Annotated in this window: 10 protein-coding genes and 1 pseudogene; 7 read left to right on the forward strand and 4 right to left on the reverse strand. The window is 65.1% G+C overall.

Features of this window, described 5'->3' with window-relative positions:
* The 3 genes and pseudogenes from B7X30_RS12495 to B7X30_RS12505 form a co-directional block, all read left to right on the forward strand.
* Positions 1–717, forward strand: a 717-nt coding sequence (locus B7X30_RS12495) for a glutamine--tRNA ligase (RefSeq protein ID WP_502694438.1), incomplete at its 5' end; no start/stop codon positions are given.
* Between the two features lie 2 nt (positions 718–719).
* Positions 720–1,443 (forward strand): annotated as a pseudogene (locus B7X30_RS12500) (2OG-Fe dioxygenase family protein).
* Between the two features lie 184 nt (positions 1,444–1,627).
* The gene (locus tag B7X30_RS12505; protein ID WP_286730945.1) at positions 1,628–2,224 is read left to right on the forward strand and encodes a Tll0287-like domain-containing protein; all 597 of its coding nucleotides are present in this window, start codon (positions 1,628–1,630) and stop codon (positions 2,222–2,224) included.
* Between the two features lie 45 nt (positions 2,225–2,269).
* On the opposite strand, the gene B7X30_RS12510 is transcribed toward B7X30_RS12505, so the two are convergent.
* Both B7X30_RS12510 and B7X30_RS12515 read right to left on the reverse strand, forming a co-directional pair.
* On the reverse strand, positions 2,270–2,686 hold the full coding sequence (locus tag B7X30_RS12510; protein WP_286730946.1) for a hypothetical protein: 417 nt from the start codon (positions 2,684–2,686) through the stop codon (positions 2,270–2,272).
* 166 nt (positions 2,687–2,852) lie between these two features.
* Positions 2,853–4,094, reverse strand: a complete 1,242-nt coding sequence (locus B7X30_RS12515; protein ID WP_013122601.1) for an MFS transporter — start codon at positions 4,092–4,094, stop codon at positions 2,853–2,855.
* A 155-nt stretch (positions 4,095–4,249) separates the two neighbouring features.
* Between B7X30_RS12515 and trhA the strand changes: the two genes are divergently transcribed.
* The 3 genes from trhA (at position 4,250) to B7X30_RS12530 (ending at position 9,278) form a co-directional block, all read left to right on the forward strand.
* Entirely contained in the window at positions 4,250–4,936 is a 687-nt protein-coding gene (gene trhA / locus B7X30_RS12520) for a PAQR family membrane homeostasis protein TrhA (protein WP_286730947.1), read from the forward strand.
* A gap of 91 nt (positions 4,937–5,027) precedes the next feature.
* A complete protein-coding gene (locus tag B7X30_RS12525; RefSeq protein ID WP_286730948.1) occupies positions 5,028–6,713 on the forward strand; it encodes an electron transfer flavoprotein-ubiquinone oxidoreductase in 1,686 nt (561 codons plus the stop codon).
* Positions 6,714–6,935: 222 nt separating this feature from the next.
* Entirely contained in the window at positions 6,936–9,278 is a 2,343-nt protein-coding gene (locus tag B7X30_RS12530; RefSeq protein WP_286730950.1) for a putative bifunctional diguanylate cyclase/phosphodiesterase, read from the forward strand.
* A 114-nt stretch (positions 9,279–9,392) separates the two neighbouring features.
* On the opposite strand, the gene B7X30_RS12535 is transcribed toward B7X30_RS12530, so the two are convergent.
* Complete coding sequence (locus B7X30_RS12535; RefSeq protein ID WP_286730952.1) at positions 9,393–10,235, reverse strand: alpha/beta hydrolase; 843 nt, start codon at positions 10,233–10,235, stop codon at positions 9,393–9,395.
* Positions 10,236–10,312: 77 nt separating this feature from the next.
* Between B7X30_RS12535 and recJ the strand changes: the two genes are divergently transcribed.
* Positions 10,313–12,037 carry a single-stranded-DNA-specific exonuclease RecJ gene (gene recJ, locus B7X30_RS12540; RefSeq protein WP_286730954.1) on the forward strand — a complete coding sequence of 575 codons (1,725 nt, stop codon included), beginning with the start codon at positions 10,313–10,315 and terminating at the stop codon, positions 12,035–12,037.
* Between the two features lie 51 nt (positions 12,038–12,088).
* Here the strand turns inward: recJ and B7X30_RS12545 are convergent.
* On the reverse strand, positions 12,089–12,488 hold a 400-nt coding region (locus B7X30_RS12545; protein ID WP_286730956.1), incomplete at its 5' end, for a DUF1841 family protein.

The raw sequence follows: 12,488 nt of genomic DNA on the forward strand, positions 1-12,488 counted from the left end.
TGGATCGACTACAGCGTGCTCGAACAGGCTTTGCGCGACGATCTCGATGCGCGCGCCCCGCGTGCGATGGCCGTGCTCGATCCCCTCAAGCTCGAACTCACCAACTGGGCCGAGGTGTTCGGCAACGCGGCGCACGCCGAGCCCTGCAGCGCGCCCGTCCATCCCGGACATCCCGAGATGGGGCGGCGGCAGTTCGATCTCACCGCGCAGGTGTGGATCGAGCGTGAAGACTTCATGGAGGTTCCGCCCAAGGGTTATCACCGCCTCACGCCCGGTGGCATGGCGCGGCTGAAATACGGCTACGTGATTCTTTGCACCGGCTGTGAAAAAGATGCCGATGGGCGGGTCATCAAGGTGCTGGCCGAACTGTTGCCCGACACCAAAAGCGGCACGCCGGGGGCGGACGCGGTGAAGGTCAAAGGCGTGATTACCTGGGTGAGCGCCAGTCTGGGCGTGGCCGCGCAGGTGCGGCTGTTCGACCGCCTGTTCACCGAGGCGCATCCCGACGCGGGTGGCCGCGATTTTCTGGCCGTGCTCAATCCGCAAAGCAAGCAGACGGTGCAGGCCTATATCGAGCCCGCGCTGGCCATAGCTCCTGCCGGAGCCTCGTTTCAGTTCGAGCGGCACGGCTATTTTGTCGCCGACCGGGTCGATCATTCCTCGGCGCAGCCCGTGTTCAACCGCACCACGACGCTCAGAGACAGCTGGGGCAAGTGATGATGCAGGCGCCCGATGACACCCTGAGTTTTGGCGCGCCCATGCCCGCGGGCAGCAGCGCGCTGGCGCGCTTGCAGCAGCAAGGTTTTTGTGTGCTGGGCGCCGCCGATCTGGCCGCCATGGCGGGTTATGACCTGGCGAGCTGTGCGCCGGCCCTCGGTTTGTGGAACGACCTGCCGCCCGACGATTACCTCAAAGACGGCGGGCACTATCGCTTCCGGCGTCACGGCAGCTTCATTCAGACCCGGCAGCCGGCTGCAGGGCAGGCGGAGCTTCAGACCGCGCCGCACCGTGCGCATTGGCAGCCGACCTCTTACAACGCGCTGCATGGCGGCATGTTGCGCTGGTTCGCGCCCTTGACCGACGAGCTGCAGCGGGCACCGTTCTGGCAGCCCTTGCTGCTCGGGCTGGGGCGGCTGTTCGCACAGGTGCGCCCGGCGCCGCAATGGTTCATCGAAGCGCACCAGTTCCGCATCGATACCCGCGAAGGTGTGGGCCGCCCGACGCCGGAAGGGGCGCACCGCGACGGCGTGGATTTTGTGGCCGTGGTGCTGATCTCGCGGCACGACATTCGCGGTGGCGAAACCCGGGTGTTCGAGCTCGCCGGACAGCGCGGCGTGCGCTTCACCCTGGCCCGTCCTGCCCGCAGGCGAAACCAGAGGCGGCTGGCGCGATACCCTGGTGCTGACTTATCGCGCGGGGGGCTTCCTCGATCCGCAGACCTGAGTTTGGGACTGCAAAAAAAGTGCGACATGTCGCCGCTGTCAGACGGTCGTCTGCTGTGAGTTTGATTTCAATCAATATGAAGCTCAAGCTCGCGAACTAGGGCAGACTTGAAACACAATTAGTTACATAATCGCGCCAAGGTGTCCGGCAAGTCGTCAGGACGCGATTTTCTGGAGAGATGCTCATGCGTCATTTGACTCGTCATTTGCCACCCTTGATGGCTGCGCTGGCCGTTGCAGCTGTGCCGGTTTCCGCTCTTGCGCAACAGGCCGCAAGCCCCGAACAGATGCAGGCCACTCGCGCCGTCACCGGCGAGCTGCTCAAAACCCTGAGCGGCAAGCTGCAGGCCAGCATGAAGGAAAACGGCCCGGCGGGTTCGATCACGGTTTGCAAAACCATCGCCCCCGAAATCGCCATGGGTCTGGCCGACAAGACCGGTTGGAAGATCACCCGCGTGGGCACCCGAGTGCGCAATATCGACATGGGCACACCCAACGTCTGGCAGCACAAGGCGCTGGGCCATCTGAACGCCGATCTGAAATCCGGCGCCAAGCCCGAAACCCTGGAATGGAGCGAAGTGGTGACTGAGAACGGCAAGCCCACCCTGCATTACGCCAAGGCCATCGTGCTGCAGACGCAATGCCTGGCTTGCCACGGCACCACCGCGCAACTCGCACCCGGCGTGGCCGACAAACTCAAGACCGACTACCCGCACGATGCGGCCACTGGCTACGCGCCGGGGCAGCTGCGCGGCGCCGTAGTCATCAGCCGCCCGCTGTAATCAACCGCAGAAGCAGGGTACAACGGCACAACGCCTGCCCGCGCCTCACCAGCGCAGGTAGGCGTTTTTGTTTCCGGTCTGCATCTCGATTTTGCGTTCTTGCTGTTTGTGCCGCCCGACGATGGTGTACTGACCCGCAGGCGCTTTGAGATAGCACAAAGGACCGCCAGCGGTGAACTGGGCCACGGTCTTGCCGTGCTGCATGACGTGGATCGGCACATCGGCCAGATAGGCCCCTTGCGGCCCTTCCACCATCCAGAAGCCGAGATTGAATTCAGGCGCTCGCGCCTGCAGCGCCTTCAGGCTGCCTTCGCCCACGCCGCCGCAGAGGTAAGAGATATCTCCGGCATGGTGAACCTCCGCAGCCTGGCTCAGAGTGGGGCTGAGCAAGCCAGCCGCCGACACGCCCACTAAAGCGCCGATCAGTGCGCCCCGGCGCAGGGCTTGATACGAGATGGACATGATGATGATCCTTTCAAGACTTGCGTGAACACGCCCTGAAATAGACCTTGCCCGGCGGGCCGGGTTCGCCCGTGGGCGGCAGCCCTTCAGCCTCGTTTCATTTTTCTGCGGCCATGAAAAAACTCCGCTGGGGCGGGGTTGGGCCCGGGGTTTGGCCGAAACGCCGTCAGGCGGCTGCGGGTTTGGGCGGCGCAGCCTTGGGTTGATGCAGATTAGGCAGAAACACGGCCAAGAGCCCGATAAGCGGCAGGAAGGAGCAGATTTTGTACACCGCGTCGATGCCCCACATATCGGCCAACTGGCCCAGCACGGCTGCACCGATACCGCCCAGGCCAAACGCCAAGCCGAAGAACAGCCCGGCCACGGTGCCGACCTTGCCGGGAATGAGCTCCTGCGCATAGACCACCATCGACGGAAATGCCGAGGCCAGCATGAAGCCGATGATGGCGCTGAGCACCGCAGACATCTCCAGACTGGCGTAAGGCAGCATCAGGGTGAAGGGCGCCACGCCGAGGATGGACACCCAGATCACCGCCTTGCGGCCGACCCGGTCACCGATCGGGCCGCCCATCAGCGTTCCCGCAGCGACCGAGGCGAGGAAGACAAACAGGTGGTATTGCCCAATTTCCGTGCTGACGTGGAATTTGTGCATCAGATAAAAAATGAGATAACTGTTGATGCTGGCCAAATAGAAGAACTTGGAGAAGATTAGCGCCAGTAGCACCGCCAGCGTGCGGCGTACCAGATACGGCGGAACCGGTGAATGCTTGATGGCGGTGGCCTTCTTCGGCAGGCGGTGCTGGTGGCTGTACCAGCGACCCACGCCGATGAGCACGACGATGGCCAGCAGGGCGGCCAGCGAAAACCAGGCCACGCTTTTTTGCCCATGCGGCAGCACGATCCACGCGGCCAGCAGCGGCCCGGTGGCGGTGCCCGCATTGCCCCCTACCTGGAAGATGGACTGCGCCAGCCCGTGGCGTCCGCCCGAGGCCATGCGGGCCACGCGCGACGACTCCGGGTGGAAGATCGAGGAGCCGGTGCCCACCATGGCCGCGGCCAGCAGCAGGATGGGGAAGGTCGGCGCCACCGACAGCGTGAGCAGCCCGGCCAGGGTGCAGCCCATGCCCACCGCCAGCGAGTAGGGCTTGGGATATTTGTCGGTGTAGTAGCCCACCAGCGGCTGCAGCAGCGAAGCGGTGAATTGATAGGTGAGGGTGATCAGACCGATCTGGGCGAAATTCAGATGGAAATCGGTTTTGAACAGCGGATAGATCGCCAGAATCAACGACTGAATCATGTCGTTGAGGAAATGCGAAAAACTGATCGCGCCGAGGATGCGAAAGCGGGTCTGCTCCGCCGGGGCGTTGTCAGCCGGGGCGAGTGCAGCGGTGGTGGGGGTGGAACTCACGGTCTGGATCTTCGTGGGAGTGCGGGAAAACGCAAAAATAGCCTTAATTTGCGTGAGCGCAAGGATAGTGCGGCAGGGAGATATTTGCACAGGCAGGGAATTTTCCAGGAGCCTGTCGGGTGCGCGAATTCAGGGAGCGGCTTAATATTTGCTGCATGGCACAAATCGCAACTGAACGCGCAACCGAGGGCGCAACCGACATCGCCACTCTGCGATCGCAGAGTCTGGGCGAAGAGATCGCAAACAGCATCAGCCACGGGCTCGGGCTGTTGCTGTCCATTGCTGCGCTGCCCGTGCTCATCGTTCATGCGTTTGGGCACCAGCCGGTGGCCAGCGTGGTGGGGGCGACGGTTTTCGGCGCCAGCGCCATCCTGCTCTATCTCGCCTCCACTCTGTACCACGCCTTGCCGCAGCCGCGGCTCAAGGCGGTGTTTCAGCGCCTCGACCATGCCGCCATTTACCTGCTGATCGCCGGCACCTACACCCCGTTCACCCTGGGCGTGTTGCGCGGGGGATGGGGGTGGACCTTGTTCGGCGTGGTCTGGGGGCTGGCGGCGATGGGGCTGCTGCTCAAGGCGTTTGCCGGGGTGCGCTTTCCGCACTTGTCCACTGCACTCTATCTGGGCATGGGTTGGGTGGTGCTGATCGCCATCGTGCCGCTAGCCGAGCGCATCGCGCCGATGGGGCTGTTCTGGCTGGTGGCGGGCGGCGTGTCTTACACCCTGGGGGTGGTGTTTTTTGTGTTCGACGAGCGCTGGCGCTACGCGCACTTCGTCTGGCACCTGTTCGTGCTCGCAGGCACGGCCTGTCATTTTTTCGCGGTGCTCTATTACGCTGTCTGAAATGCCGTCGTCATAAAATAGAACGATCGTTCTTTTTTTGTGGCGCCGTGCCTAAAATGCTGCTCAAAACAGCCTGACCGTGGAGACCGCGATGACCCCGCATCAACTCTTGGAAAAATTCGGCCCGCGCGAGGCCATGGATTACGACGTCGTCGTCGTCGGGGCGGGCCCTGGCGGACTGGCTACGGCCATCCATCTCAAGCAGTTGGCGCAGCAGGCCGGGCGCGAGATCTCGGTCTGCGTGCTGGAAAAAGGTTCCGAGCCGGGGGCGCACATTTTGTCCGGTGCCATCATGGACCCCGGCGCGCTGACCGAACTGTTCCCTGACTGGAAGGCGATGGGCGCGCCGCTGAATCAGCCGGTCACGGCGGATCAGTTTTTGTTCCTGAGCGACGCCAACGCCAAGCCCGCGCCCGCGGCTTTTCTGCCCGACTGTTTCAAGAACCACGGCAACTACGTCATCAGCCTGGGCAATCTGGTGCGCTGGATGGCGCAGCAGGCTGAAGCGCTGGGCGTGGAGATTTTCCCCGGCTTCGCTGCGGCCGAGGTGCTCTATGACGAGCAGGGCCGTGTTTGCGGCGTGGCCACGGGCAACCAGGGGCTGGGCAAGGACGGCGAGCCGACCGATCATTTCGCACTGGGCATGGAATTGCGGGCCAAGTACACGGTGTTCGCCGAAGGCTCGCGCGGTCAGCTGGGCCGCGAGTTGATCGCGCATTTCAAGCTCGACGCCGGGCGCGATCCGCAAAGCTACGGCATTGGCATCAAGGAAATCTGGGAGGTCGCCGCCGACAAGCATCAGCCCGGACTGGTGCTGCACACCGCGGGCTGGCCGCTCGATCCCAAGACTTACGGCGGCGGGTTTCTCTACCACATCGAAGACCGCAAGGTGGCCATCGGCTTCGTGGTCGGGCTGGATTACACCAATCCGTGGTTGAGTCCGTTCGAGGAATTTCAGCGGCTCAAGACCCATCCGGCAATTCGCGGCTTGTTCGACGGCGCCAAGCGTCTGGGCTACGGCGCACGCACCATCACGGCCGGCGGGCTGCTGAGCTTGCCCAAGCTGGTGTTTCCCGGCGGCTGCCTGGTGGGGTGCGAAGCGGGGTTTCTCAACGCCTCGCGCATCAAGGGCAGTCATGCGGCGATCAAGACCGGCATGCTCGCGGCGCAGGCCATCGCCGATGCGCTGGCTGCAGGGCGCGCGCAGGACGAACTCAGCGCCTATCCCGCGGCGTTCGAGCAGTCGTGGCTGCATGCCGAACTCAAGACCGCACGCAATTTCAAGCAGTGGTTCAAGAAGGGCCGACTGGTGGGCACGCTGATGACCGGCATAGAGCGCTGGTTTCTGCCGCGCATCGGCATCAAGTCGCCGCCGTGGACGGTGCATCACCATGTGCCCGATCACGCCATGCTCAAACCGGCCGCCGACTGCCCGCGCATCGACTATCCGAAGCCCGACGGCGTGCTCACTTTCGACCGGCTGAGTTCGGTTTATTTGAGCAACACCAATCACGAGGAGAATCAGCCGCCCCACCTCACCCTCAAGGACGTGTCGGTGCCGGTGCAAGTCAACCTCAAGACCTATGCCGGGCCGGAGACCCGCTACTGCCCGGCCGGGGTGTACGAATTCGTCAAGGGCCCGGACGGCTGCGACAAATTGCAGATCAACGCGCAGAACTGCGTGCACTGCAAGACCTGCGACATCAAAGACCCGACGCAGAACATCGTCTGGGTTGCGCCCGAAGGCGGGGGCGGGCCGAACTACGTGGGCATGTAGGGCCTGTCAACGCTGCAGATCGCTACAGGTGCACCCGGGCCCGATCTGCCGACGCAGGGCGCAGCGGCTAGAGGGATCACGCGCGTTCGCGGGGGTGGCCGCCAAAGTGTGAAGTAATCGACGGGCTCTTCAGACAAGGCGCATTTACACTGCGCCCAACTTAAAAAACCGGCGCAGATCGCACAGCATCGTGCGGGATACCGGTACGAGATTTTTTGCTGCATGCTTGGTTCCACCCCGCTGTTTTCCCCCGCCCAGACGCTTGCGCCGCAAGGCGCCGCGGCCATGCCGCGCCGACTGCGTCGCGGCTATTGGGGCCTGGTCGGGCTCACCTTGGTTTTCGCGGCCTGGCTGGCCTGGATCAACTGGCAGCGGCAGGACGACACGCTGCGCAGCACCCTGCGGGTGGAAACGGCGTTTCTCGCGGACGCCACCTCGGCCTATCTCGACCGCTATGAATCGGTCATGTCCGCGCTGGGCAACGATCTGCTGGCGCGTCCTGAATTGCTGGCCGCACCCGATCAGATCCAGCCGCTGTTGCAGCGCTATCGCGCCCTGCTCGGGCCGGATCAGGCCTTGTCGATCAATCTGTCCATGGCCGATGGCCAGATGTTTGCCACGACCCTGCCCGGACAGAGGCGCTTGCCCAATTTCCGCAACATGCCCGACATCTGGTCGGGCATCCAGCAGGCAGGGCGCGCAGGGGGCCTGGAGGTGGGCAAGGCGGTGTATGGCCCCATGCTGCACCGCTGGGTGATTCCTCTGCGCCTGATCGTGAAAAACGCCGCGGGGCAGCCGCAGTTGCTGATTGCGGTGCCTGTGGAGCTCAATGACTTTCTCGAACGCTGGCGGCGTTCCGTGGCGGCTGCGGAATATGCCATGCCGGGCATGTCGATCGCGCTGATGCGCGCAGATGGCTACCTGCTCGCGCGCTGGCCCGCGCCCAAGACGGACGATTTGCCGCGCTTTTACAGCGCCAAGCGGCAGGGAGAACTGGCCCGTGCCGCGCGGCATGCGCCGAATGGCGCCACCTCCGGCGTGTTCAGCGGCCGGGTGGACTCGGACGACATTCCCCGCCTGGGCGCCTGGGTGCGCCTGCCGCACTACGACGTGCTGGTGAACATGACCGTGCCGCGCGCTTTGATCTGGCGTGATTTTTGGCGCGCCTACTGGCCTGCGCTGACCATTCTGGCGCTGTGGTTGGCGGTGCTCACCCTGGCCTATCGGCTGGTGCGCAAACAGGCCGAGCGCGACAGCGCGCAACTGCGCGATCGGTCCGAAATCATGTACCGCCTGGCCAATCAGGACAGCCTCACCGGGCTGCTCAACCGCCGCGGCATGGGTGAATACCTGCAGCGCGCCCATGATCGCGCTAGAGACCATGGCATCGGCTACGCGCTGGTGCTGTTCGACCTCGATCACTTCAAGCTGATCAACGACGGCTTCGGCCATGCCGCGGGCGACGCCGTGCTGCAGCAGGTCGCGCACCTGCTGCAAACCAGGGTGCGCAAGGAAGACCAGGTGGCGCGCTGGGGCGGCGAGGAATTTCTGGTGCTGCTGCCCGATTCGTCGCTTCAGACCGCGCACGCCACGGCGGAGAAGCTGCGCGAGCTGATCTCGCATACCCGCATGTCCGTGGGCGGCGCGGAATTGCGGCTGACGGCGAGTTTCGGCGTATCCGCTTGGGAGCCCGGCGGCCCGCTCACCTCCGCCGAACTGCTGGGGCAGTGCGATTCCGCGCTCTACAACGCCAAGGCCGGCGGGCGCAACCGGGTCAAGCAGTTCGAGGGCAAGTCGGCGCAGGACTATCTGCAGGGCTTCACCCTCAAGCGCGCCATCGAGGACGACCGCATCCGCGTGGCCTACCAGCCGCTGGTGTCCCTGGCCGACGGGCAGATCATGGGGTTTGAAGCTCTCGCGCGGCTGGTTGCGGAAAACGGCGATGTGATTGCGGCCGGGCAGTTCATCGATGTGGCCAACCGTCTGCGCCTGGAGCACCGCATCGATTCGCGTGTGTCCAAGCAGGTCATGGCGCGCTGCAGCCAGCGCATGGAGCAGACCGGCACGCCGATGAAGTACATGATCAACTGCTCTGCCGACTTCCTCAGTCGCCCGGAAGATGTGCAACAACTGCTCGACCGGGCGCAGCATTTCTGCAGCACTTGCGCGGTGGATATGACCGGCAAAGCCAAGCCCATGGTCATCGAGATCACCGAACGTCAACTCATCGGAGATGCCGAGGCCGTGCGCCAACTGGTGCAGCCGCTGATCGATTTTGGTTTCCAGCTCGCGGTGGACGATTTCGGCAGCGGCTACTCGTCGTATCTCTATGTGCTCAAGCTGCCGGTGAGCTACCTCAAGATCGAGGCCGAGCTGGTGCGCGAAGCCGCGCACAGCGCGCGGGCGCAGGCCATGGTGCGATCGATCAACAGCATGGCGCACGAGCTGGGCATCCTGACCATCGCCGAAGGCATCGAAGACGAGGCCACCGCCGAAGTCATGCGCCGCATCGGCGTGGACTGGGGACAGGGCTACTACTGGGGACGGCCGGAGATCGAGGCGTAGCAGTCGCAACCCTAGTCCGTGGCGATGCGGTTTGCCAGATCTGACGGTGCGCTGTTGACCTGATTCAGGAAGCCGATGACCAGGGGCATTTGCTCGAGAAAAGCGTCCATCGAATCATGCCCGCCGGGGCCGATGTGCAGTTGCACGCTGTCGCGCGCTGTCGCGCGCTGCGGCGGCGGCCAGCAGTCGGTGCGCATCTTCCACCGGCACCGTGGTGTCGTGCTCGCCGTGCATCAGCAGCACGGGGCAGCGCAGTTGCGGCAGGGTGGTGAGCGGGGCGATGGCGTCGAAGCGATAGCCGATGGTGCGCTGCACATACTGCAGGATGTAGGGGCCGATGACGGCATCTGGCAAGTTTTGTTCGGCCATCCAGCGCTGCATCATGTCGGCGGGGTGGGCGAAGGCGGCCAAGCTGACGACGGCGGCGATTTGCGGCCGCCAGGTGGCCGCCAAAAGCACCGCGCCCGCGCCGACGGAATGGCCGAGCAGGGCGATGCGGCTTGGGTCGATGTCGGGTTGGGCGGCCAGCCAGTCCACCGCGTGCACCGTGTCTTCGGCGAAGCGCGGCAGCGAGGTGAAGGGCTCGTCATCGCTGGCGCCGTGGCAGCGGGTGTCGATGAACAGCAGCGCAAGCCCGGCGGCATGCAGCGCCGGGGCCAGCGGCAGCATGAGGTCGGCATTGCTGCCCCAGCCATGCACGATGACGAGAGCGGGCGAGGGGCGAGCCACGGTTGGCAGCGCGGGCAGATGCCAGGCATGCAGGGTTTTGCCGTTGGCGGTGGGGATGCGCACCGTGGCAAACGCCAGGCCGAAGTCGGCCGGGCTGCGGGTGTGCGCTAGGCGCGGGGCGCGCAGGCTGCGGCGCAGCCCCCAATGGAGCAGCGGCCGCAGCGGCGGCGTGGTCATCCACGGCAGCACCGTGGGCAGCAGAGCAGAGACGAGTTTGGAGCGCGACATGGACTGCGCAGTGTAGGGGCGGGGGTGGGCCGCTGCGGCATCGGTTCCAATAGTGTTTTGACTCTCGACACGAACCCATGCAATTCGTTCTGCGCCAACCCGATCCCCGCGCTCAGCACCGGCTGCAAGAGGCCGGCACGCATCCCTTGCTGGCGCAGTTGTTCGCCGCGCGCGGGGTAAAAGAGGCGGACGAGCTGGAACTGGCCTTGCCGCATTTGCTGCCGCCTGCGCTGCTCAAGGGAGCGGAAACCGCTGCGGTGGTGCTGGCCGATGCCATTGCGCGCGGCGAGCGCCTGCTCATCGTCGCAGATTACGACTGCGACGGCGCCACTGCCTGCGCCGTGGGGCTGCGCGGCCTGCGGGCGATGGGGGCGGCGGTTTCCTACCTCGTGCCCAACCGCTTCACCACGGGCTATGGCCTGTCGCCCGCGGTGGTGGACCTAGCGCTGAAGCACGCCGATGGCAAGCCCGACTGGATCGTCACCGTGGACAACGGCATCGCCAGTGTGGAGGGCGTGGCGCGGGCGCGCGAGCAGGGCATTCGCGTGCTCGTCACCGACCATCACCTGCCGGGCGACACGCTGCCCGAGGCCGAGGTCATCGTCAACCCGAATCAGCCGGGCTGCGACTTTCCGAGCAAGTCCATCGCCGGGGTCGGGGTGATGTTTTATGTGCTGCTGGCGCTGCGGTCTGAACTGCGCCAGCGCGGGGTGTTCGACGCCGCCAGCCAGCCGCGCCTCGACGCCTTGCTCGATCTCGTGGCCCTGGGCACCGTGGCCGACGTGGTGCGGCTCGATGCCAACAACCGGCTGCTGGTGGCGCAGGGGCTCAAGCGCATCCGCGACGGGCGCATGCAGCCGGGTGTTGCAGCGCTGTTGCAGGTGGCGGGGCGCGAGGCGGCGCGGGTGAACAGCGCCGATCTGGGCTTTGCGCTGGGGCCCCGTATCAACGCCGCGGGGCGCTTGGCCGATATGACCGTAGGCATCGAGTGCCTCGCCACAGACGACCCGGCGCGCGCGCTGCAACTCGCGCAACTGCTCGACACCTTCAACCGCGAGCGGCGCAGCATCGAAGACGGCATCAAGGCCGAGGCGCTGGCCATGCTGGAGGGGCTGGATCTCGGCACTGAAGGCAGCGCCCCCGCCATCAGCCTGTTCGCGCCCAACTGGCACGAAGGTGTGATCGGCATCGTTGCCGGGCGTATCAAAGACCGTGAGCATCGCCCCACCTTCGTGTTCGCTCCGGCTGAAGACGGCACGCTGCGCGGCTCGGGCCGCTCGATTGCCGGGTTTCATCTGCGCGACGCGCTCGATCTCGTCTCCAAGCGCGAGCCCGGTCTGTTGCTGCGCTTCGGCGGCCATGCCATGGCGGCGGGTTGTTCCTTGGCGGACGATGGTTTCGAGCGCTTTCGTGCCGCGTTTGCCCAAGTGGCCGCCGAATGGCTGGCGCCGGCCCAGTTGCAGCGCCGCATCGAGGTGGACGGGCCGCTACCCGCGCAATGGCTGCTGCCCGAAATGGCGTCGCTCCTTGCTGCGCAGGTGTGGGGGCAGGGCTTCGCCGCGCCCTTGTTCAGCGCCCGGGTGCAGGTGCGACAGCAGCGGCTGCTCGGCGAGCGTCACTTGAAAGCCAAGGTGCGGCTGCTCGACAGCGAGGGCGCGCCCGGCAACGCGCAATTCGACCTCGTGGCTTGGGGCCGCACCGACTTTCTTCCGGATGAGGCGCGCATCGCCTACCGGCTGGAGAGCAATACCTGGCAGGGCATCACGCAGGTGCAACTGGTGCTCGAAGCCATCGAAGGATGAAGGCGCTCGTCCGAAAACCTCGCTGCGCTCGGTTCTCGCCCCAAAGGGCTATCAGCGCCGCGTCGCGCGGCGCTGCACGCAGTCGACATAGGCGGTGCCATCCGGGGGCAGACCGCTGCGCTGCGCCGTCCACAACATCTCGCCCAAGCATTCCATGATGGCATGGTGCGCTTCGTGCTCGCCCCGCTTGCTGCGCAGCAGCTCGAAGGCCTGGCGGATGCCCGGCGGCTGGTCGATGGACACCTGCTCGGCGATCGATAGATGCATCGACAGATGCAGAAACGGGTTGGTGCGGCCCTGCTCCACGGCGTAGTCGCGGCTGGCGCTTTGCGGGTCGGTGAGCTCGGCGTGATATTCGGGGTGCAGTTCCATCCAGTCTGCCGCGATGAGTTCCAGCGGCGTGAGCACGCCGCCAGCACGATGCCGCTGCCAGGCGGAAAGAAAAAACTGC

The organism is Thiomonas sp. 13-64-67, assembly GCF_002282795.1.
GTDB classification, from domain to species: Bacteria; Pseudomonadota; Gammaproteobacteria; order Burkholderiales; family Burkholderiaceae_C; genus Thiomonas; species Thiomonas arsenitoxydans.